This is a genomic window from Pseudobutyrivibrio sp. ACV-2, assembly GCF_900107545.1.
Classification (GTDB): domain Bacteria; phylum Bacillota; class Clostridia; order Lachnospirales; family Lachnospiraceae; genus Pseudobutyrivibrio.
Genome location: NZ_FNQZ01000016.1, coordinates 39,861 through 61,964, shown reverse-complemented (window position 1 = coordinate 61,964; position 22,104 = coordinate 39,861). Strand labels below are relative to the sequence as shown.

The window sequence follows — 22,104 nt, the reverse complement described above, 5'->3', positions numbered from 1 at the left end:
TTAAAATATTTTAAATACTTTTATATTAGACTAATGTGTATTAAGGAATAAAATGATAAAATAGTGTTATTCATATTTTATATTTGAATAACACTATTAGAATCATAAAGGGGAATAATAAAGTTGAAAACAAAAAGGAAACTGGGTATACATGGAAAGGCACTAATTGGAATTCTACTGTTTACACTATGTATGAATGTCCTTATGTGTTTGAGTGGTTCTGTCATATTTGATAAGGTAGTGCAGAAACTTTATAACGAGCGCGGATACGTTGTGGCACACATTATTTTAAAACAGTTAGACCACGATAAAATTGCGGAATATACCCAGACCTGGGAGGAAGATGAATATTACCGTAAAATGGTAGAGTATCTTGAATATATCCAGGAGTTTTCAAATGCGGCATATATCTATATAGGTGTTCCATATGAAGATAAAACTATCAAATATGTCTATGATTCAGGAAGTCATATCGGCTTCGAGGATCCTATAGCAGCACCATTTGATGAATTGTGGACTGCTTATACTGAGGGGGTTCGACCAACCAGTTATTTGGTGCGTCATTCTAAATATGGATATCTCACTTCAAGCTGTCTTCCAGTGAAGGATAGCAAGGGAAATGTTGTAGCCCTTTTGTTTGTAGATACAAATATGGAAGAGATACAGACCACTCTGTTCATTTTCATAAGAAATATGGTGATAATTGCACTTCTATTATTAAGTGTGTTCTGTCTGCTAAACTGGCGTTATGTAAGCAGAAACCTTATTGATCCGATTGTTACCATAAGAGACAATATAAACAAATTTGCGGAGACTGCTGTTTTTGACGATACCTCAATTATGCAGATTCGTACAAATGATGAGATGGAGGATTTGGCCAAGTCAATTAGTAAGATGGAGGCTGAAATCGTTGATTACATTAAAAGCATTCAAATTATCACAGCTGAGAAGGAACGTATCAGTGCAGAATTAAATGTAGCAACTAAAATTCAGGCAGATATGCTTCCAAGTATTTTTCCTCCATTTCCTAATAGGAAGGAATTTGATATTTATGCTACCATGACTCCTGCAAAGGAAGTTGGTGGAGACTTTTATGACTTCTTTTTAATTGATGACAATCATCTGGCTCTAGTAATGGCCGATGTAGCAGGAAAAGGTGTCCCGGCAGCACTTTTTATGGTAAACGCCAAGACGCTCATTAAGAACAGAGCACTGATGGACAATCAGTATTCTCCAGCTCAGATTCTTACAGATGTAAATAATCAGATTTGTGCGACTAACGATACTGGACTTTTTGTAACAGTGTGGCTTGCGATAATAGATTTAACCACAGGTAAGGGTTTGGCTTCTAATGCTGGGCATGAGCATCCAGCTATAAAACGTAAAGACGGATACTACGAATTTGATGTATACAAGCATTCACCTGCAGTAGCTGCCATGGATGGAATCAGATTTAGAGAACATGAATTTGAATTACATCCTGGAGATGTTTTCTTCGTATATACGGATGGAGTTACTGAAGCTACTAATGCAGAAGAGGAATTGTATGGTTCAGATAGATTACTTAAAGCACTAAACAGTGATAAAGATGCAAATGCTATGCAACTTCTACAAAATGTTCAAGCTGATATCAACGAGTTTGTTAAGGAGTCGCCACAGTTTGACGATATCACAATGCTTTGTTTCAGATATTTCGGATTAAAATAGATAATTGTTAAAATAGATTTATAGCGCACAACAAATTGATAGAGTATAATGAAAGCAAATAATTTGGAGGAGGACATTAAATGTTAAACATTAATAAGGTTAAAGAAGGCAGCAAACTTACAATTGCTATAGAAGGGCGTTTGGACACTACAACTGCACCACAGTTGGAAAATGTAATAAATGAAGAAATTGAAGGAGTAACTGATTTGACTTTTGATCTCAAGGCACTTGATTATATCTCTAGTGCTGGACTTAGAGTGCTTCTTTCATCCCAGAAAATTATGAATAAGCAGGGAAATATGGTAGTTAAGAATTCTTCTGAAGAAGTTTTGGAAATATTTGAAGTGACCGGTTTTTCAGATATTTTTACTATTGAATAGTAAAAAGTACATTAGTAGTGCTTTAGATTTCAGACAAAAGGGGACAAGTTGAAAAAAATAGAATTACAGGCAACATTGGAAAACACAACTGAGCTTCTTTCTATTATAGAAAAGGAGTTGGAGGAAGCAGGCTGTTCGATGAAAGAGCAGATGAAGATTTCTGTCGCTGTCGAAGAAATATTTGTCAATATTGCAAATTATGCTTACGGTGATTCGGTGGGCAATGCTGAGATAGATATTGATGTGGATAATGACAAAAAATCTATTGTAATCCTGTTTAAAGATTGTGGAACACCATATAATCCATTGGAACATGAGGACCCGGATACTACTTTGTCTGCAGATGAAAGGGAAATAGGGGGTCTTGGTATTCTTATTGTCAAAAAGAGTATGGATGAGGTTTCATATCAATATAAGGATGGGAAAAATATTTTGACCATTTCATATACCTGGTCAAAGTAATGGCTCATAAAATCAGACTGTGATATTTGTGTGATAAATCATTTGATAAAATTTCTATGTTAAATAAATAATTGAGGGAGGCTATTGTAATGGAGACGATGATTAAGAATAATAAACAAATCCCGGAACTCTCAACGGAGCATATTTACATCAGTGATGACGATGAAAAGCTAAAAGATGTATATGCTGCTGTGGACGGTATTATAGATTCTTTGCAGTTGAAAAAAAGAGATGCGCTTCATATGAAGCTTCTATTTGAAGAAACTATTGGAATGGTCAAAGCAATCACAGAAGATTTTACAGCTAGAATTTGGGTTGAAAAATATAAGGATGAGTGCTGGCTTAGACTTCTTGGTAAGACTGATATGGACATAGATAAAAAGTCTGATTTAATGTCTGTTTCTTCAACTGGAGAAAATGCTCTTGCTATAGGATTTATGGGAAAAGTTAGAGATTTCATCGAGACTGGTTTATTGAACTATGATGGCGTTATGAAGCTTCAACAAAAGTACAACGGATATGGAGCAGGTATTTCAGGTACATATCTTGATACTTCAGTTTCCACAGGTCCTGGTTCGTTTGGAGGATTTATGTGGTCTATGGATAATTACAAGGATTCACTGGAAGGTAATGTGGAATCCCAGAAATATTGGGATGAGCTGGAAAAATCCATTGTGGCAAGTGTTGCTAAAGACGTTATAGTCGGAGTAGAAAAGAATCAAATCGAAATGGCTATTATTATGGAGACAAATTAGGAGGGTTTTATCATGTTAAATATATCAAAAACACAGAATGATGGAGTGTTGACTATCGAATTAGAGGGTCGCCTCGATACTACAAGTGCTCCGGATTTGGAAGCAGTGGTTAAATCGGATTTAGATGGAGTAAAAGAGCTAATTTTTGAAGTAAGAAAGCTTGAGTATATTTCCAGTGCTGGTTTAAGAACATTTTTATCAGCACAAAAAATCATGAATAGACAGGGAAACATGACAGTTATGCACCCTTCAGAGGAAGTACAGGAGATTTTCGACGTTACAGGGTTCTCAGATATATTAAATATTCAGTAATGAATGAAAAAAGCTATTGTTAGGGGGCTAAAGTGGAAAAGTTTAAAGAAAAAGAATTTTTCAACGCCATAGTTAATTTTGATGATAGCGAGCAGGCCCAGGATTATTATTATGAGGTGATGGATTCTGTAACTGGTCGTAAAAACAATGATGGTACAGATGAGACTGTTAGGGACAGAGTATTAAAGGCCTATGCAGTTTTATTTTGTGATGAGTTCAATCTGGAAATGGGTCAGCCTGCAGGTGTTGATGAGGTGGCTGATACTGCAGATCGTCTGTATATCGGAAGCATGGGGTACGATCCAAATCATTGGTATAGAATGAAATATCATTTTCCAGTGATTGATTTCGATAATTATGACAGATTTGCAGCACTTGTAATTGCTGATATGAATTGCGGCCCTTTGCATGAGGCGGCAATTAATGACGGAGATACGTTGGTGGTTGGCGAGGCAGATCCTTTACATATGACTGCCGAACAGCGTATGAATCAAAAGGTTAAGCCAATAAAAATTTAATAAGGGAGGTGCGGTGTGAAATTTTTAGCAGTAGATGACGAGCGCACTTCTCTTGATAAAGTTGTAGGACTTATTGAAAAGATAAAGCCTGGTTCACAGTGCTTTGCTTTTGATAGTGCGCTTTCTGCTTTGGCTAAAGCCCGCGAAGAGGAAATAGATGTGGCATTTTTAGATGTAAATATGCCGGAACTTTCAGGAATTGATTTGGGAAAATATTTGGTGGAGCTTAATCCTTCAATGAACATTATATTCCTGACTGAACATAAGGAATTTGCATTTGAGGCTATGCAACTTCATGCCAGCGGATATATATATAAGCCTGAAGTAGAGGAGAGAATAGGAAAAGAACTGGATACTTTAAGATATCCAGAGATTCGAAAGAAATATAAAAGAGTGTTTGCCCAGACATTCGGTAACTTTGAGTTATTTGTTGATGGCGAGCCTGTTGCGTTTAAATATAATAGAACAAAGGAAATCGTGGCAATATTGGTTAATAACCGTGGGGCACAAACTTCCAATGGAGAGCTGATTGCATCTTTATGGGAGGATGATGGTGATCCAGATAAAAAGCTTTCATATTTGTGTAATCTTAGACAGGATTTGCAGAATACTTTTAAAAAGTATAAGTTGGATGGCATCATTATCAAACAGCGCGGTAGCATGGCTATTGCCAAAGATAAAATCGAGTGTGATTTGTTTGACTGGCTTGATAAGAAAAAGGAGTCTAAGTACCAATATCTTGGAGATTATATGAACCAATATAGCTGGGCTGAATTCTTCCATGCAGAGCTAGATGATATTAGCTATGCTTTGTATGAGGACGAGGATTAAACAAATAATAGCGAGTTTACAACTCTCAAATAAAGTAGAACACTACTTTATTTGAGAGTTTTTTGTATAGGCGTTATAATTTGCGAAAAAAGTGTCGAGGACTTTGTTTTATACTTATCCTCGACACTTAATAGACTAAACACACAAAAGACACAAATAGAAATAATATAACTAAACAGAATAAACAGAATAAATAGATTTATTAGGTTATTAAAACAAATAACATGTTTTGCCTTATTCTGTCACGTATTAATTTTATTCAGACTTCCAAAGACCATGTAAATTGCAGTAAGCATAAGCTGCGATAACAGAATCATCGTCTGTTAGCATGAATTCAGCACATGGTTTAGCACCTGGCTCAAGAACTTTTCTCTGAGCACCTTTAGATGTCTCAAGAGCAATCCACTCAATAAAGTGCTCTGGAGCCATTGGATGTTCAACAGAGCCAACAATTACAGTAACTTTGTTGCCGTCAACTGTAACTACAGGTACGTGCTTTTCAACAGCACCATCAGAAGTACCTGGCACCAGCTCTTTCATTTTCTGTCCGCAGCAGGTCATAGGAGCACCGGACTCCTTAATCATGCCAACGAAGTTGCCGCAAACTTCACAAACAAAGAATTTCATAAGTAACCTCCTCTTACATAATAATAGTTCCCCATAGTATTTCCTATTGCCGTTATTTAATAGGATACGACTATTTTACCACTATAATATTCAAAACAAAAGTATTATAGAGCCAAAGATATCTGAATATTTAATGGATTGTGTAATCAATGTGAAACTTATTATTCAAGTGTACAATGTAAAAATAATCTATTTACAATCGTAGACACAAATGATATATTGTCTAGCGGATGGTATTCGAAAGAAACTATACCTTTTAGCTTCTAAATTTTAAAAAGGTAGGCCGGATGGCTGCTCGTATCATTTTGAACGAGACTGTATCACCCCCATATTTTAAGGAGGTGTTGCCGATGAAGGTTGGATTTGTAGGTGCTGGAAAAGTAGGCTGTTCTCTTGGAATGCTTTTTGCCGAAACACAGCACATTCTTGCAGGCTATTATAGTCGCACGTCTACTTCCGCTGAAGATGCGGCGGATTTTACAAAGTCAAAACATTTTCAAAATTTAGAGACATTAATTGAAGAAAGTGATACAGTGTTCATCACTGTTCCGGATGATGTCATTCCTATGGTTTGGGACAGTATAAAACACATGAATATTGCTGGAAAAATGATATGTCATTGCAGCGGTTCTTTATCTTCGAAAATCTTTAAGGATATAGAGGAAACTGGCGCATTCGGTTTCTCGGTCCATCCATTACTGGCTGTATCTGATAGGTACAGATCTTACCAGGAGCTTCCAAAAGCATTATTTACAATTGAAGGAAACGAGCATCATATAGATGAAATCAAGTCACTTTTAGATAAAAGTGGAATAAAATCAGTAACTATTGATGCTTCGGTGAAAACAAGGTATCACGGGGCAGCTGTTATGTGTTCAAATCTGGTGGTTGCACTGGTGCAGGCTACTCAGGACGAACTTCGTAAATGCGGATTTGCGGAGGATCAGATGAGTGATGCCATCGCACCACTTTTAGCAGGGAATGTGCAAAAGGTGTTAAATGTTGGTACAAAAGCCGCATTAACTGGCCCTATAGAACGTAACGATTTGGGTACGGTAGCAAAGCACCTGGATACATTTACAGGTATTGATAGAGATATTTATCGAATTCTTTCAATTAAGACTATGGAGATTGCAAAAGAAAAGCATCCCCAATCGGATTATAGCAAATTGGAGCTTCTACTTAACAATCAGGAGGATTAGGAGAATAATGAAAAACACAGTTACCACACTTCAGCAGATGAAGAGGGACAAAGAAAAAATCAGCATGCTTACATGTTATGATTATTCAACAGCATGCCTTATGGAGGAGGCCGGAATTAATGCTATCCTTATCGGCGATTCACTTGGCATGACAATGATGGGCTATAGCGATACACTGCCAGTAACAGTGGATGATATCATTCATCATTGTGCCTCAGTTTCAAGAGGTCTTAAAGATACATTTCTTGTGGCAGATATGCCATTCATGTCTTATCAGACATCAGTTTACGATGCAGTAAAAAATGCAGGCCGTTTAATTAAAGAAGGTCATGCTCAGGCAGTTAAGCTTGAGGGTGGTGCTTCAGTTTGTGAGCAGATTCGTGCTATCGTAAATGCGGATATTCCAGTTGTTGCACATATAGGCCTTACACCACAGTCTATCAATGCATTTGGCGGTTTTAAGGTGCAGGGCAAAAATGTAGAGCGTGCTATTCAGATTCTCAAGGATGCAAAGGCTGTAGAGGAGGCAGGAGCATTTATGGTTACACTTGAATGTGTACCAGAGGAGCTTGCAACACTTATTTCACAGGAACTGTCAATCCCAACTATTGGTATCGGTGCTGGAAACGGCTGTGATGGTCAGGTGCTTGTATATCAGGATATGCTTGGAATGTTCAGCGGATTTAAGCCAAAGTTTGTAAAGCATTTTGCAAATATCGGTGAGGAAATGAAGCGCGCGTTTAAGGAATATGATACAGAAGTAAAATCAAAGGCATTTCCTGCTGAAGAGCACAATTTCAAAATAGATGAGGCCGTCATGGAAGAGGTGCGTAAGGCTGCAGCAACTACAGAATTCACAGTAACACTTGAAGATGAAAGGGTAATGGCATAATTATGATAAAGGCTACAACAATAAAAGAGGTAAAAGAGAACGTAAGAGAGTGGAAAAAACAGGGACTTACAATTGGCCTGGTTCCTACAATGGGATATTTACATGAGGGACATGCTAGCTTAATCAAGCGTGCTCGAAGTGAATGCGATAAAGTCATAGTTTCTGATTTTGTAAATCCTATTCAGTTTGGCCCAAAGGAAGATTTGGCTACTTATCCTAGAGATTTTGAGGCAGACTGTGCTTTATGTGAAGGTCTTGGAACTGATTTGATTTTCCATCCTGAACCATCTGAAATGTACCTCGATGGATTCCATTCTTATGTGGGCGTTGATACTTTATCATCAGAGCTTTGCGGAAAGAGCAGACCTATTCACTTTAATGGTGTATGTACTGTTGTTAGCAAGCTTTTCAATATCACAGAAGCTGACAAAGCATATTTTGGACAGAAGGATGCACAGCAGCTTGCTATTGTAAAACGTATGGTACGAGACTTGAACTTCAACATAGAAATCGTGGGATGTCCAATAATTCGAGAGGAAAGCGGACTGGCAAAGAGCTCACGCAACACTTATCTTACAGAAGAGGAGCGTGAGAAGGCACTTGTTCTTCACAAAGCTCTTACAGTAGGAGAGGAAATGGTTCGTGCCGGTGAAAAGGATGCCAATGTGGTAAAGCAAACCGTCACAGATATCATTGAATCAGAGCCACTGGCACGAGTTGATTACGTGGAAATAGTAGATTGGAACGAGCTTCAAAAGGTGGATAAGATTGATGGACCAATCCTTACAGCAGTGGCTGTTTATTTTGGCGAAAAGGTTCGTTTGATTGACAACTTTGTGGTGGAATAGAAAGAGGTATACAAGATGAATTTAACAATGCTTAAGGGCAAAATACACAGAGCGACTGTAACACAGGCGGAGCTTGATTATGTAGGCAGCATCACTATTGACGAGGATTTGCTGGATGCTGCGGGTATTCTTGAGTATGAAATGGTACAGATTGTAGATGTTGAAAATGGAAATCGTTTTGAAACATACACAATAGCAGGCGAGAGGGGCAGTGGTGTCATTTGCCTTAATGGTGCTGCAGCCCGCTGCGTTTCTGTAAATGATCATGTGATTATTATGTGCTACTGCAGTATTCCAGCTGATGAGGCAAAGGGACATAAGCCAAAGGTGGTTTTTGTGGATGATGAAAATAAAGCTGCTCGAATTACAAATTATGAAAAGCATGGCAAGCTAGGAGAACAATAGCGATTTTCAAAGAAATAGAATTCTAATACAATAAAACGCACCTGATTTTGTCAGGTGCGTTTTTGTAATATTTTGGTTATATGGAAAATTTTGGTTTATCTAAAGTAGTCATATTGGCATTTTGAATTCCAGATAATCCATTCCTCATATCCAGCATCGTAGACAGCCTGAATTTGCTGATTGATTGCATCTTTATCATATTCGATAGAACCCTCTATCCATGTGGCTGTAAATCCCTGGAGCCAAGGTCTGATGACAGCACATTCGCTATCTGGCACTATGGATAACACATCCTTTGAACTATTGAGAGCTGATGAAATGGTTTTATAAGGTTCAGCATCGGGGATTTCAATTCCATATTCGCCGTTTGCGTAATGAGAGGGATAAATCATGGGGCATACGATATCAAGCGATTTGGACAGGTTAACATAATCTTGACCTACATGAGCGGCATCTTCAGAGCTTTTAATTATAGTTCCGAAAACATCTGCTGCGACAGGCACGTTATATTGATGTATACGCTCTGTTACCTGGTCTAAAAAACGATTAATATATTCCTGTCGGTGGGCATCATCCGTTGGTGCGCCGTAAAGAGCATTGGCAGCATTTTGTCCAACTGGAAATCTGACATAATCAAGTTGAATTTCATCAAAACCTAACTCGCAGCAAGTTTCAGCAATACTGATGATGTAGTTCCAGACTTCTTCTTTACAAGGATTGACCCAGGCATTGCCGCCTGCATCGGTTATAGGGTTTCCCTGGTCATCTATCAGAGCCAGGTCAGGTCGTGCTTTGGCTAGTATAGGATCTTTAAAGCATGGAATTCTTGCTATGACATAAATATCATTATCCTTTAAGGTTTTTAAAAATGCATTAATATCCTGAATATAAGGGATGCAAGCGCCAGTATCTATGACGTTTTGATTGTCCATTTTAAAGCTGATATTTCCGCAATCATCTTTGACGTCTAATACAATGGTGTTTAGTTCAGTATCGTTAATGAGGGAAATGATGTTGTCCATACCTTCAGAGCCACCCATAGGGCCTGATACAAAAATCCCTTTTACTTTTACACGATTGTCATTCGTTGCATTATCATCAAGTGTTCCATCGGTTTGAACTTCTATAAATTCTTCAACTTCAGCTACTGCGGTATTAACATATCCTGCTTTAAAACAAAAAAACATTAAAGCAATAACGGCTACTGCAGAAATACAGCGTTTTTTCATAGCTTAAATATCTCTCCAATCTTTTTTGAGATAAATAAATCCCAAAGTGTAAGTTACTAGGCTATTTTATCACACCTTTCAATAAATGCGTGGGGATTTAGCTAGCTTAAAGAAAAATGGAAATTGTCCTCCCCATCCTGCCAGCGTTCACTAAGGTCTGTTAGGGCCTGAATAACTCTCAGCTGACCATCTGCTGAGCGGTCAATAAATTGAAGTAATTGTTTCTGTAAAATAGAATCACCTGTAGCTATACAATTGGTAATCATTATTAGGTATTGCTTGTTAATATCAAATCCGATAGCAATTTTGTCATAAATATCTGATGGTACTTTATCTATCTCAAGTCTCATGAGAGCATTTATATCTTCAACTGAGGAATTACCTTTTTGAGCAAGCTCATCTATAGTCATATTTTTCTTTGAAAGTATCAGTTGTATAGCTTTGGGAATAGCTTTTAAGAATTCAAGTTCATTTTCCATTGAGAGTCCTCCCATGTATATATTGCAAAATTTAACATATGATAACAGAAATATTTTTCATAAAAAAGACTTGATTTATGAAGGAAACCCTTTCAATAGATAAAACAGGTTTCTATTAGAATTTTAAAGTAAACAGCGACAATAAATAGCTTTATTGAATAATGCCAAAAAATGAAGAATTTTGCCAATGGAAAAGTTTATGATTGACCTTGAAAAGGAATCATGATAGATTATACTCCGTTGCAATTTCTATTGGCTCTTGCTAACAACTTTATTTTGGGATAGCAAGGAGTCATGGTTTTGTATAGGGAATAGAAGGGTAATAATTAATGAGTGTAAAATCAAAAGCAGAAGATATAATCGAGACTATATCTGATTCTGAAAAAGAGGCACTGTATCGTGCATTATTAAAATATAAAGCCAAAAAAGATGTATATAATTTACTGCATAATAGACTACCTGCTATGATAGAAGGTGCAGAGAAGGAAATGCTATTGAAATTCTGTGATAACATTGCAGAAATTTATGCATACAGCAATCAAGGTGAAGAAGATTATAGTTACAATATATGCCTTGAAGGTCTGATTAGACGTCACTGTGACGAATTGTTTGCAGTATGCAATAATGTATAAATTTTATAGATAAAATATAATAGCACAGTTATAAACTAAGGGGCTGTGAAAAAATGATTATCTCATTTTTTCACAGCCCCTCTTTTTTATCTATAATGCCAAATCTACATGAGCTACTGTGCCGGCAGCACCTGAACTTTCTTTCAGATAGATTCCAGTTTTACGTAAAACTCCATTTGTTTCACCAGCTATATCTTTATAAGAAAACTCGGTATCTGCATTTCCAAGGTATATAGCTCCTACGTCTGCTTCTTTTAGGTTAAGAAGTTTATCATTTCCGTTTTCATCTTTAATCCATACTTTCAACTTAGAAAAGATGTTGTCGTTTTCATCAATCCAGCCATTATGGTCTTTGTCATATTCTGCTAAATCACTGAAACCATCTCCAGACTTGGTTCCAAATAGTTCAGAACCATCATTTATTTTACCATCTTCATTTTTGTCTAATGCCAGGAAACCACTACCTTTACCAACGAAAGAAATATCATCCTCTTTGCCATCTGAATCAATATCGAATTTGAATTTCATATCTGATACTGATGTGATATTAGAATCCATATTTATCACCAAAGGATCTGTAAGGATTCTTGTGTATGATTCAGCTGATAAGGTGTTGATTTTTTGAGATAGACTGCGACCAAGCTGAACCTCTACATTAAAACTCAAACTTCGCCCATCTGAAGTCTGAACTGTGCCTTGGCTCGCAAATGTAGTATTTTCATATTCCAGGTGAGTTCCTTCTGTAGCGGTAATTTTCTGCCATACTTGAGTCCGGGAAACTGACTCAGTAGAAGAAAGATTTAAGGTATTCTGGCTTACTCCGTTTACACTGAAACTAACGCCATCAGAATTATTTTCACAACCACCCAATATTCCCTTTTGCCAATTATTTAGTTGTTCTTTTAGCTTTTTAGTATCGAGCTTTTCACCGTTTAGTACTGCAAGAATCTTCTTTACAATGCTGACTTCTAAATCTTCAAAATCCCACTGGCTTCTGCCTTGATTAGCCTCTCGAACTTGCTTTTCTTGCTCAGCCATTAATTTCATGGAGTTTTGCATATTCTTTTGCTGCCTATCTTTTCTGGCCTGTTCTTCGTCTTTTTCATATTGTTTAATTGCTTCTTTGTAGGATTTTTCCCCTTCTTCAGATAGTTGCATAATGGCGCCAAGTGTGTCTGAACTGGCTCGTCTTTCAATTGTTGCAACTTCTACATGGGTGTAAGAATAAGAATTGTGACTAGATGCCATGTTTACATGGCTGTTTTCAATCTTCATAGCGGACTCCTTTCCACAAATAAAGAGTTTAAAAGGCCAAACGCGAAGACTTTTTTGCACCTCCATATGCCTAGTCTTCATTTTTAATATCGGAATGATTTATAGAAATATAACCTTATAAAATAAAAAAAGCTTCCCACAACTGATTGTTGTAGGAAGCGAAATGGATTAAATTAAAGTAATTCAATTTTATAAACGTTAGGAAGAATCGCAGGCAGGACTTCTTCAACACTGCCATCAAACCAAATCCTTACCGAATCCCCTTCAGAAAAATCAGTCTCTAATGTTGAACCATCAACTATATAGTCTCCATCTGCAAGAGATACAAACATATCATCCATATCTACAAAGGTTACAAGTAACTGTCCATCATTTCTAACTTCTTTGATTGTAGCAGTAAAATTAGCTACTTCTATAGGAATGGATGAATCTGTTAATTTGGAATCTCTGAAAATATATTTCTCTCCATCAATATCAACGACTATTTGGCCTTCAGTACTATATTGATAATTATATCCGGTACCAAAATTAGATTGGTTATTTTCAGTAGGTGTATCTTTGGAATCAAGAGTTTTATCTATGGTGCCATCCATATTCCCACAGCTAATAGCGGAACAAATATAACCCGTATTCTTGTAAACCACATCATTAACCATGACCAACATAGGATAATCTGAATTACAGCTATCATTTGAAGTAGTATTATTCCATTCATAATCTGAAGAGATGCCATCTGGAATGTCATCAACATTTTGTTCTCGATAAAGCATTGGAACATCCATTTCGCCGGATTCATAGTATTCTATAATCCATTCATCAGAACTAAAATCTTTGTACTCATAGATTTTACCCTTTGAATCATCACCAACAAATCCAATTTGCACACCACAATCAGCTGGTGTAACTGATGTAAATGGAACAAAGACTTTATCATCTATCTGTAAGGTCTGAATGCCTTCATTCTCACTTGCAGTGTAGTTTAGTAAAGTGTCGGTAGCGGATTTTCCACAGGCTGATAAGCAAAAAAACAACACAGCTATTAAAAATAAAGATTTTGGATTTTTCATACATAATTTCCCCTCAAGTATTTATTATACTTAAATACTATCATTCTTAAACAAAGTTAACAAAGCTAACTTGCAACTGGACCTCCCAATTCCATAGCAACGTATAAGTATAAATAGATATAATTTGTTTTACCATTAAAAAATTTAAATGTTAGTGTCCACTTTACCCACTTTTAATCGTATTATAAGTAGAAGGCCTTCTAAAATTAAGAAAAAGGGAGCAATATCACATGGATGAAAAAGAAGTAAGGCGAATTGTGGAGACTTATTCAGATATGATTCTTCGAATCAGCTACAACTATTTGCAGCATACCTTTGATTCGGAAGATATTTGCCAAACAGTTTTATTGAAATATATGACAAACGGCAAGACTTTCGATACAAGGGAACATGAAAAATCATGGATTATAAGAACCACTATTAACGCATGCCACGATTTAAAAAGAAGTGCTTTTTTTAAAAGAACTGTAAGTCTAGAGGCTATTGTGGAAAAAGAAGCACCAGTGGCACCTACTTCTGAGCTGTTAGATGAAATAAAGAAGCTACCTCTCAATTATCGAATAAGCATATATCTTCATTACTATGAAGGTTATTCAGTCAAAGAGATTTCGGCCATAATGGATAAACCAATCTCTGCAGTCTCAAAATATCTATCTAGAGGACGACAGGAACTAAAGAAATCTTTGACTCGGGATAATGTAATTAATATTAAGGCAGGTGAACTTTATGAATAAAGAAATAATCAAAGAATATAAAATGTCCATGGATGAGTTCCAGTTTTCAACAATTGAAAAAGAACATTTGATACATCAGATTAATAATGCAATTGGTGAAAAGAATGGAGGCCATATGAAATCAGTATTTAATATAAAGAAAATAGCAACTGTAACAGCTGCTTGCTTAGTACTTGTTGGTGGAACTGCATTTGCTGTTGGTAAGGCGGCTAGTATAATAAGCCATAATGATTTATATTCTAAAACAACAAATTTTGATGATTTAGAAAAGCTTGAGGAGAAAACTAGTCTAGATATTGTTGCTATAGAGAATTTCACTAATGGATATTCTTTTTCATACATGGAAACAGAATCAAGTCGAATTGAAGATGAAGATAGTCACACCTTGCATGAGTACAAAGAAATATATCTTCAATATGAGAGGGATGGTTCACCATATATTTACATTTCAACTAGCCCTGTTATTTCAGAGGAACATATAACTAGAGAATCTGTTGATGCAACTAGAGCATTAGAAACTCGTACAGTTGATGGCGTAGATATTTATTACAGCGTAGATGAGTATTTATTTTTACCTGTCGAAGAAGGCTCTGAACCTACTGAAGAAGAACGTGAACGCGAAGCAACAGATGACCATTTCTTTATAAGTTATGGTTCAGATGAACGTGAAACAAGCTATGTTTCAAACGTAATATTTGAAATGGATAATGTTATCTATGACCTAGGAACCTTTGATAATGATGTTTCGGCTGAAGAAATGCTAGATATGGCTGAGGAAATAGTAAGAGCAAAATAATGATTTGTTAGCTTGGGGAGCCTTGATTTTTCAAGGCTCTCCATTTTAAAATATTACCAGTTGATAATTATTTGGGCGGATGCAACGCTTTGATGAGGGGGGATACATATTTGAGAAATACTATCAGATGGCTATTAAAAACTTTCATAATTATCCTTGCTGTTTTTATTGGTTTAATAGCAATGGATTATTTTTTTGCACCAGAGTGGCTAACTGATTCTGTGGCATTTTGTATATTGGCACTTTCATTTTTTATTTATGTTTTAATAAGCATAATTAAGATTAAACACAGTCCTAAGGCAACAAAGAAACAAAAGGTTGATTTTGAAATTGATGACTTAAATCTACCAGAAGAAAAGCATACAAAGAAACACCTAAAAATATTAAAGCCTGTATTGGCTATTGTATTAATCTTTTTGATTATGATTTTAGGATTCAACATTTTTGGTAATCGAGACGTAGAAGATATACCTCAGAATGTAATTGAATTTGGTGAGAAATATCCTGAAGCATCTGATTATGTAAAGAATTTTAACAAGTACAAAGACGAAGATTTTGATATGGATGTTTCAAAGGAAATGTCAGAACGTAATATTCCTTTATTTATCCAGTGGGATAAACGTTGGGGATATAAAGATTATGGTGGAAATTATGTGGGTGTAGCTGGATGCGGACCTACATGTGTTGCCATGGTTGCATGTGGACTTGAGCAAGATGCAGCTATTAATCCTTATGTTGTAAGTCAATACGCTGCACAGCAGGGATTCTATACATATGGACAGGGGACGTCCTGGGATATTATGACTACAGGAGCAAAGCATTTTGGGCTTGATGTTTCATCAGGTAGCGTGTCAGCTGATTACATACTGACTAATCTTACAAGCTCCACACCATTAATCTGTTCTATGACACCAGGTGATTTTACTAAAACAGGACACTTTATTGTTTTAATAGGTGTAACTGATGATGGTCAAATAATTGTTAATGATCCAAATAGTCCAAAGAACTCAAAAAAGCACTGGGATGTTAATCTCCTTGTTTCTCAAATGAAAAGTGTGTGGAAATATACATATAATTATTAAAAGGTGACTGATGGAAATAAAGAAATTTAATGTTGTGGAAGGATTATATATCGAGAAAATTCCTTGTCAGGACTTGCTAGCCTATGGGATACCAGATAATGAAGATTTTTATGATGTTGCTGAGGCTCAGGAATATGGTGGATATCATGGATCTACCATAAGTTTCTATAATCTTAAGACTGGTGAAGTATACAAGTCTCTTGAAAAGGAATTTCTGCAGCAACTTGTTGCAGTTTTGAACTTTTTTTAACACAAAAACAAGACAGATTTCTAATCTGATGGTTTGTGCGGTATCAAAACTGCACAAACCGTTGTTTTATGAATCTAATTCTTCTATAAGCTTATTCTTGATATCAGTGATATGTTGTCTATATTTATTCGGATTAGCATTTTCATCTGATAGAATTCTGAATAGTTTTCGTTCCAACTCTGAAATAAGCTTTTTGTTTTTGATAATTTGTTGTTGCTTAGAATATCTATTTAGATACTCTCGTTCAATGTATTTATCTGTTATAGGAATAGCATCGCTAATAAAGAAAATAGTATCTGTATCTGTTTTTCCAAGGTGATAAAAACAGGAACGCAAATCAGTATCAGGAAAATTTATATACTTTCGAATTCGTTCCTTTGCTTTATCATCACGATGATTCCAATTACCTAAAGGAATAGCCCAATAAAGCCCAGCGTGTTCTGCTGACTCTATTAAGCAGAAAATAGGGCGCTCTTTTGAGTCATTCCATACTCCACCTTCGGAACGGATTTTATTGTAGATTTCATCCTTACCAAAGTAAATTCCATGAATAATCATATATCTCCAAAGAAAGAGGCTCCACATTATGCAGAGCCTCTAGCAATGTTTGTTGTCCCACATTGCGAAGGGAATTTGTAACAAGCAATGTATTTTGGTGTACATTGCGAAACACATTTGTCTCAAACGATGTTATTTGACCTACATCGCGAAAGGTTGTAACTATGTTTATACCACAATTTCACAGAATCTACAATAGTTGGTTCATATATGGTATCGGTTGAAAAGCATTCTTCTACAACATTATTGTACATGATATTTGTGAAAAAATGATAAAAAAGGGCAACGAGACTGACCACATGCTTTTCCTCCTTGATTTTATAGTATTTGTGAACCAGTTTTTGGTTCAAGTCCCGCAGCCGGCATAATATTTTTTAATGATTAGAGTTTGAGAATGTTGAATTCTCAAGCTTTTTCCTTTTCTTTGCTTGTTTATTGGTTATCCAGAGAAGCTGAGCCGTCAAGGATGACACATGTCACTTGCGAAGTCCTTGCTGGCGAAGATTCTCAGGATATAATTTCAAGCAGCAAATAAAAATTTTCTTTTCATATTCTTGTTGAATATATTCCTACAGTGCGTAGCCTTTGAGATTTCTTCAATATCAAGGGTTTGGGGTTACACAACGAAATTCATTAAAACGGAGTTTTAATGGAAAAAAAGGACATTTGTCTATGCTTGCAAGGAACAAACGGACCCCAATTTTGATAGGCTAGCCTATATATAAAATGGCCCAAAAATCTAGAAATGGTACACATAAGATTAAATTTTCCAATAATTGGCATTAATGGAGCCTTAATTGAAGTTAATGGAAAAACCAAAAACAGAGGAAAGAATGAGCTTTTCCAATAATATGGAATAACGTAACGTTAATTAGAAATAATGGAAAAAAGCTCCTGGTTCCGTATGGAACCAAGAGCTTGTTACATAGAAGAAAACCATTACCATTGTAAAAAGATTTATATATGCCCAGAAATCTCTAAATGGCCAAACATAAGAAATTGCATTCCATTGGATTAAATTGCTCCAGATTATACATTATTATTGTTTGATAATAATGGACATGTTTTAAAGGGAATTAAAGCTTTTAATTAAATGATTGGACTATTATTCTATTTCTATTTGAAGAAGGCACTCGCCGCCTCCGCCGCAGCATCAATTCTAGCTTCTTTATCCGAAATATAATGCTTGGAAGTATCAATATTGCTATGATGAAGGGCATCTTTGATTGCATAGATGTCCTTTGTTTCTGCGTAAACTTTGGTAGCGAAAGTTGCCCTCATCTTGTGAGGAGAGTACTTATCAGAAAGGCCAGCAGCTTTGCAGTATTTCTTAAGCATTTTTTGTACCGCATTTACGGATATTCTTTTACCCTGGGTTGAAATGAACAGCGCATTCTCATCAGTAGAAGAGAGCAGTAGAGGGCGAGAAAACTCGATGTAATCAGCCACGGCATTGTATACAGGAGTGATTACACGTACCTTATCATAATCTCCACCTTTTCTGATAATACTGAAATACACTTTGTGTTCTTCGGTAGTATCAATGTCTGAAAGATTAAGTCCCACAAGCTCTGAAACACGCATACCAGTGCCAAGCAACACCATAATAATGGCCATATCTCTGTCAACCATGCGCTTATTGTAAGCCTTGGCATGTTCTGAAATTTTATCCTGATTTTGTATACAATTTAATAAAGCTGAAACTTCTGAATCACTGAGCTTTACCACGTCTCTTTCATGAAGCTTTGGACCTTCCACGAGAAGTGTAGGATTGTTTTTGATTGCACCAATAGCCAGGTAATACTTATACATGGTCTTAAGCACAGAAAGCTTCCTGCGGCGTGCAGTTTCACTTAGCTTGATTCCATCCTCTGATTCAGCGATATATCTTTCAATCTGGGTCATTCTGATTTTATCTAAATCAGTAACCTGGATATCTTTGATATTTTCCTTCTTTAATGTTACAGCCATGAATCTTAGGAATACATTTATCTCATACATATACCCAAGAATTGTGTTTGTAGAACGATTCCTTGAGTCCAAGTGGGTATGAAAATCCTCTAAGAACTCTGGCATATCATTTAAGAGCTCATTTATTTTTGTGTTATTTTTAATGTCTTGTTCGTTTCGATACTCATTACTCATGAGTATATTATAAAATATATGCTATTAATATGCAAAACAGATATTTAATGTAAAGATAGAATTATAATTACACGGCCCTCCCGGGCCAGAGTAAATAAGTAAATATATGGCTCAATACCATTTTGTCTAAGTGATATATTAAATAATTAGGCTGTGTGTCCGCTTCCGTTGTCATAAAGCTTTTGAATCTCAGGTGGAAGATTGTCAGGAAGCATGGCTTTGATTCCATCTTCATTTCCATCTTTAATAGCAGTTTCATAGTACCAGCATTTGTATTTAAGCATATCTAGAGTTTTTTGAAGTTGCGCAATTTCAGCTTCTACAGCGGCACGCCTTGTTTCAAGGAGCTTCTTTCTAGCTTCGTAGGTTTCAGCTCCCTTTGTAGTCATTTCCATGAATTGCTTGATTTCTTTAATTTCTAGGCCAGAACATTTTAGACATTCGATTATATGTAATGCTGAAATTTCTGCATCTGAAAACTTTCTTATTCCAGACTGGCGCTCCATATTAGGAAAGAAACCTTCCTTATCGTAGTAGCGCAAAGTTGAAATAGGGATATTAAACATTTCTGAAACTTGGCCAATTGTATACATCATAAGACCTCCAAAACCTTGTACTAAAAAAATACTTTAATTACGTGGATTTTAGCATGATATAAATTAATGTGCAAGAAAACCTTGACCTAAAGTTAACTATAGGTGCTAGTATTCATTTCGTATCAAATAGAAAGGAAGAAAAAACTATGTATGAAATATTAAAAAATATAGATTCACCCGCTGATGTAAAGAAACTGTCAGCTGATGAATTAGAGAATCTAGCAGGAGAAATGCGTGAGGCACTTTTTAATAGGCTCACAAAGATTGGAGGTCACTTTGGACCAAACTTTGGAATGGTTGAGGCCACAATCGCTCTTCATTACGTATTCGATTCACCAAAGGACAAATTTGTATTTGATGTATCTCATCAAAGCTATCCGCATAAGCTTTTGACTGGAAGAAGAAATGGATATATTGATGATGCACGATTTACAGAGGATTCTGGCTACACTAATCCGGAGGAAAGTGAGCATGATTTCTTTAACATTGGACATACATCCACATCAATTGCACTAGCAGCAGGTCTTGCAAAGGCTAGAGACCTTAAGAAAGATAAGGAAAACATTATCGCTATTATAGGTGATGGTTCACTTTCAGGCGGTGAGGCAATGGAAGCATTGAATGTTGCCGGTGAGATGAACACAAACTTCATAGTTATCGTTAATGATAATGAGATGGCTATTGCTGAAACTCACGGTGGAATGTATAAAAATCTTGCAGACTTACGTGAATCTAACGGCAAGGCTGAAAACAATATTTTTAAGGCATATGGTTTAGATTACATTTATGAAGAAAATGGAAATGATATCCAGTCTATGATTGCTTTGTTTGAAAAGGTAAAGGATATCAATCATCCAATCGTACTTCATATTCATACAAAGAAGGGCTTGGGCTATGCACTTGCGGAAGAAAATAAAGAAGCATGGCATTGGACTCTCCCATTTGATAGAGAAACAGGCAAGCCTACCATTAGCTTTGGAGATGGTGAAAGCTACACAGATATCACCATTAAATACATTATTGATAAGGCCAAAGCTGATAAGGACTTTTTAGTTATTACTCCATCTATGCCAGGAGCCATCGGTCTTACACCGGAAGTAAGAGCTGAGCTTGGAGAACAGTATTTAGATGTAGGAATTGCCGAGGAAGCAGCAGTTGCTATTGCATCTGGAGTTGCAAAGAACGGAGCAAAGCCACTTGTCGTCACAAACATGACATTTATGCAAAGAGCTTATGATCAAATCTCCCAGGATGTATGTATCAACAACAATCCTGTAACTATGCTCTTAAACTATTCATCATTTGATGGGCTTACAGATGTAACTCACCTAGGAATCTTTGGCTTGGCAGCATTTACAAATATTCCAAACCTTGTAGTGCTTGCTCCTTCATCTGCAGAAGAATACAGCAATATGCTAGCTTGGTCTGTAGATCAAAATGAGCATCCAGTAATGATTCTAGTTCCAGGAAATCAGGTTACACATAGAGCAGCAGACGCAAGCTATTCTACAATTGATAAATATAAAGTAGAGCTTAGCGGAGAGAAAGTTGCCATTCTTGCCTTAGGAGATTTCTATCAGCGCGGAGAAGCACTTGCTGATACAATCAAATCTGAAATGGGATTCACTCCAACATTAATCAATCCTAGATTTGCATCTGGCGTTGATAAGGAATTGCTTGAAAAACTCAAATCAAACCATCAGGTTATTGTCACACTTGAAGATGGCATAGTAGAAGGTGGCTTTGGTCAAAAAATTGCTTCATTCTATGGTTCTTCAGATATGAAGGTTTTAAACTATGGACTCGATAAGGAATTCTACGATAGATATAATCCAGAAGATTTGATTAAGAGTGTAGGAATGTCTACAGAACAGATAGTAGAGGATATAAAGAATATAATAAAGTAGGTTCCGTCATTGGCCAGCTATAATCAAGCATATAGCTGGCTTTTAGTGTGCGTCTAGCGGCGCACGTTTCTAACGGGTTCAAGTTGCACCCCTAATATTAAATTAATATCCTTTTGTTAAAAGATAAAAAAAACAGCCATCTTCTAATCATCAAAGAAGTGGCTGCCTGGATAATATATGCAAATTATATTAGATTCGTGCTGAAAGTACTATTGCTTCATCAGTAAATAACGTACCAGAATAATCATGCTTAAAATTAACTATATCTTTTTTCATAAATGCTGGTGTTGTGCATTTGCCGTCTACATCTATTACAAGCTCGATGTTTTCATCGTATTGACTTAACTCTGCAATAATATCTTTAATTCTCATATCTCGTACCCTTTCGTTATAAAAAACACAATTTATTCACAAA

The 22,104-nt window shown here is 36.2% G+C and carries 26 protein-coding genes; 17 read left to right on the top strand and 9 right to left on the bottom strand.

The genetic code is table 11. The features are described 5' to 3' along the window. Window positions 1-123: 123 nt before the first annotated feature. The 7 genes from BLV53_RS13950 to BLV53_RS13920 all read left to right on the top strand — a co-directional run bounded on the left by BLV53_RS13950 (window position 124) and on the right by BLV53_RS13920 (window position 4,965). Window positions 124-1,707 carry a PP2C family protein-serine/threonine phosphatase gene (locus BLV53_RS13950; protein WP_090301942.1) on the top strand — a complete coding sequence of 528 codons (1,584 nt, stop codon included), beginning with the start codon at window positions 124-126 and terminating at the stop codon, window positions 1,705-1,707. An 80-nt stretch (window positions 1,708-1,787) separates the two neighbouring features. Beyond that, window positions 1,788-2,087 (top strand): STAS domain-containing protein, encoded by a 300-nt coding sequence (locus BLV53_RS13945; protein ID WP_090301940.1) that lies wholly within the window; start codon window positions 1,788-1,790, stop codon window positions 2,085-2,087. Window positions 2,088-2,135: 48 nt separating this feature from the next. Beyond that, window positions 2,136-2,549 (top strand): ATP-binding protein, encoded by a 414-nt coding sequence (locus BLV53_RS13940; protein ID WP_090301939.1) that lies wholly within the window; start codon window positions 2,136-2,138, stop codon window positions 2,547-2,549. Between the two features lie 89 nt (window positions 2,550-2,638). Continuing rightward, on the top strand, window positions 2,639-3,304 hold the full coding sequence (locus tag BLV53_RS13935; RefSeq protein WP_090301937.1) for a hypothetical protein: 666 nt from the start codon (window positions 2,639-2,641) through the stop codon (window positions 3,302-3,304). Window positions 3,305-3,316: 12 nt separating this feature from the next. After that, window positions 3,317-3,616, top strand: a complete 300-nt coding sequence (locus BLV53_RS13930) for an STAS domain-containing protein (protein WP_090301935.1) — start codon at window positions 3,317-3,319, stop codon at window positions 3,614-3,616. A 32-nt stretch (window positions 3,617-3,648) separates the two neighbouring features. Continuing rightward, window positions 3,649-4,134 carry a hypothetical protein gene (locus BLV53_RS13925; RefSeq protein WP_090301933.1) on the top strand — a complete coding sequence of 162 codons (486 nt, stop codon included), beginning with the start codon at window positions 3,649-3,651 and terminating at the stop codon, window positions 4,132-4,134. Between the two features lie 15 nt (window positions 4,135-4,149). Beyond that, a complete protein-coding gene (locus BLV53_RS13920; protein ID WP_090301931.1) occupies window positions 4,150-4,965 on the top strand; it encodes a response regulator in 816 nt (271 codons plus the stop codon). A gap of 255 nt (window positions 4,966-5,220) precedes the next feature. On the opposite strand, the gene BLV53_RS13915 is transcribed toward BLV53_RS13920, so the two are convergent. Next, the gene (locus BLV53_RS13915; RefSeq protein WP_090301929.1) at window positions 5,221-5,592 is read right to left on the bottom strand and encodes a desulfoferrodoxin family protein; all 372 of its coding nucleotides are present in this window, start codon (window positions 5,590-5,592) and stop codon (window positions 5,221-5,223) included. 350 nt (window positions 5,593-5,942) lie between these two features. Here BLV53_RS13915 and BLV53_RS13910 point away from each other — a divergent pair, with 350 nt between their 5' ends. Genes BLV53_RS13910 through panD form a run of 4 tightly spaced genes read left to right on the top strand, consistent with a single transcriptional unit; the run spans window position 5,943 to window position 8,939 of the window. Beyond that, a complete protein-coding gene (locus tag BLV53_RS13910) occupies window positions 5,943-6,794 on the top strand; it encodes a Rossmann-like and DUF2520 domain-containing protein (protein WP_090301927.1) in 852 nt (283 codons plus the stop codon). A 7-nt stretch (window positions 6,795-6,801) separates the two neighbouring features. Then, window positions 6,802-7,686 (top strand): 3-methyl-2-oxobutanoate hydroxymethyltransferase, encoded by an 885-nt coding sequence (panB, locus tag BLV53_RS13905; RefSeq protein ID WP_090301925.1) that lies wholly within the window; start codon window positions 6,802-6,804, stop codon window positions 7,684-7,686. Between the two features lie 2 nt (window positions 7,687-7,688). Beyond that, entirely contained in the window at window positions 7,689-8,534 is an 846-nt protein-coding gene (gene panC, locus BLV53_RS13900; protein ID WP_090301922.1) for a pantoate--beta-alanine ligase, read from the top strand. A gap of 15 nt (window positions 8,535-8,549) precedes the next feature. Then, window positions 8,550-8,939 (top strand): aspartate 1-decarboxylase, encoded by a 390-nt coding sequence (gene panD, locus BLV53_RS13895; RefSeq protein WP_090301920.1) that lies wholly within the window; start codon window positions 8,550-8,552, stop codon window positions 8,937-8,939. A gap of 95 nt (window positions 8,940-9,034) precedes the next feature. Here the strand turns inward: panD and BLV53_RS13890 are convergent, their stop codons facing one another. Beyond that, a complete protein-coding gene (locus BLV53_RS13890) occupies window positions 9,035-10,168 on the bottom strand; it encodes a putative glycoside hydrolase (RefSeq protein WP_090301918.1) in 1,134 nt (377 codons plus the stop codon). Window positions 10,169-10,269: 101 nt separating this feature from the next. Continuing rightward, complete coding sequence (locus BLV53_RS13885; protein WP_090301916.1) at window positions 10,270-10,647, bottom strand: hypothetical protein; 378 nt, start codon at window positions 10,645-10,647, stop codon at window positions 10,270-10,272. A 329-nt stretch (window positions 10,648-10,976) separates the two neighbouring features. Between BLV53_RS13885 and BLV53_RS13880 the strand changes: the two genes are divergently transcribed. Beyond that, window positions 10,977-11,279, top strand: coding sequence for a hypothetical protein (locus BLV53_RS13880; RefSeq protein ID WP_090301914.1), 303 nt, complete (start codon window positions 10,977-10,979; stop codon window positions 11,277-11,279). Between the two features lie 90 nt (window positions 11,280-11,369). On the opposite strand, the gene BLV53_RS13875 is transcribed toward BLV53_RS13880, so the two are convergent. Both BLV53_RS13875 and BLV53_RS13870 read right to left on the bottom strand, forming a co-directional pair. Then, the gene (locus BLV53_RS13875; protein WP_090301912.1) at window positions 11,370-12,554 is read right to left on the bottom strand and encodes a hypothetical protein; all 1,185 of its coding nucleotides are present in this window, start codon (window positions 12,552-12,554) and stop codon (window positions 11,370-11,372) included. 173 nt (window positions 12,555-12,727) lie between these two features. Further along, a complete protein-coding gene (locus tag BLV53_RS13870) occupies window positions 12,728-13,621 on the bottom strand; it encodes a hypothetical protein (RefSeq protein ID WP_090301910.1) in 894 nt (297 codons plus the stop codon). 230 nt (window positions 13,622-13,851) lie between these two features. Between BLV53_RS13870 and BLV53_RS13865 the strand changes: the two genes are divergently transcribed. The 4 genes from BLV53_RS13865 to BLV53_RS13850 all read left to right on the top strand — a co-directional run bounded on the left by BLV53_RS13865 (window position 13,852) and on the right by BLV53_RS13850 (window position 16,483). Continuing rightward, window positions 13,852-14,355, top strand: coding sequence for an RNA polymerase sigma factor (locus BLV53_RS13865; RefSeq protein WP_090301908.1), 504 nt, complete (start codon window positions 13,852-13,854; stop codon window positions 14,353-14,355). Next, complete coding sequence (locus BLV53_RS13860; RefSeq protein ID WP_090301906.1) at window positions 14,348-15,151, top strand: hypothetical protein; 804 nt, start codon at window positions 14,348-14,350, stop codon at window positions 15,149-15,151. The genes BLV53_RS13865 and BLV53_RS13860 overlap by 8 nt, the downstream gene beginning before the upstream one ends. Before the next feature lie 110 nt (window positions 15,152-15,261). Beyond that, a complete protein-coding gene (locus BLV53_RS13855; protein WP_170830873.1) occupies window positions 15,262-16,233 on the top strand; it encodes a C39 family peptidase in 972 nt (323 codons plus the stop codon). A gap of 10 nt (window positions 16,234-16,243) precedes the next feature. Further along, window positions 16,244-16,483 carry a hypothetical protein gene (locus BLV53_RS13850; RefSeq protein WP_090301901.1) on the top strand — a complete coding sequence of 80 codons (240 nt, stop codon included), beginning with the start codon at window positions 16,244-16,246 and terminating at the stop codon, window positions 16,481-16,483. Window positions 16,484-16,549: 66 nt separating this feature from the next. Here the strand turns inward: BLV53_RS13850 and BLV53_RS13845 are convergent, their stop codons facing one another. From BLV53_RS13845 to BLV53_RS13835, 3 genes are all read right to left on the bottom strand, one after another. Further along, a complete protein-coding gene (locus BLV53_RS13845; protein WP_090301899.1) occupies window positions 16,550-17,041 on the bottom strand; it encodes a hypothetical protein in 492 nt (163 codons plus the stop codon). Between the two features lie 1,116 nt (window positions 17,042-18,157). Then, a complete protein-coding gene (locus tag BLV53_RS13840; RefSeq protein WP_090301897.1) occupies window positions 18,158-19,186 on the bottom strand; it encodes a tyrosine-type recombinase/integrase in 1,029 nt (342 codons plus the stop codon). 146 nt (window positions 19,187-19,332) lie between these two features. Further along, on the bottom strand, window positions 19,333-19,779 hold the full coding sequence (locus BLV53_RS13835) for a MerR family transcriptional regulator (RefSeq protein WP_090301895.1): 447 nt from the start codon (window positions 19,777-19,779) through the stop codon (window positions 19,333-19,335). Between the two features lie 149 nt (window positions 19,780-19,928). Between BLV53_RS13835 and BLV53_RS13830 the strand changes: the two genes are divergently transcribed. Further along, the gene (locus BLV53_RS13830) at window positions 19,929-21,689 is read left to right on the top strand and encodes a 1-deoxy-D-xylulose-5-phosphate synthase (protein ID WP_090301893.1); all 1,761 of its coding nucleotides are present in this window, start codon (window positions 19,929-19,931) and stop codon (window positions 21,687-21,689) included. Window positions 21,690-21,878: 189 nt separating this feature from the next. On the opposite strand, the gene BLV53_RS13825 is transcribed toward BLV53_RS13830, so the two are convergent. Continuing rightward, window positions 21,879-22,061: a hypothetical protein gene (locus tag BLV53_RS13825; RefSeq protein WP_090301891.1), complete on the bottom strand. Its 183-nt coding sequence runs from the start codon at window positions 22,059-22,061 to the stop codon at window positions 21,879-21,881. Window positions 22,062-22,104: the final 43 nt, after the last annotated feature.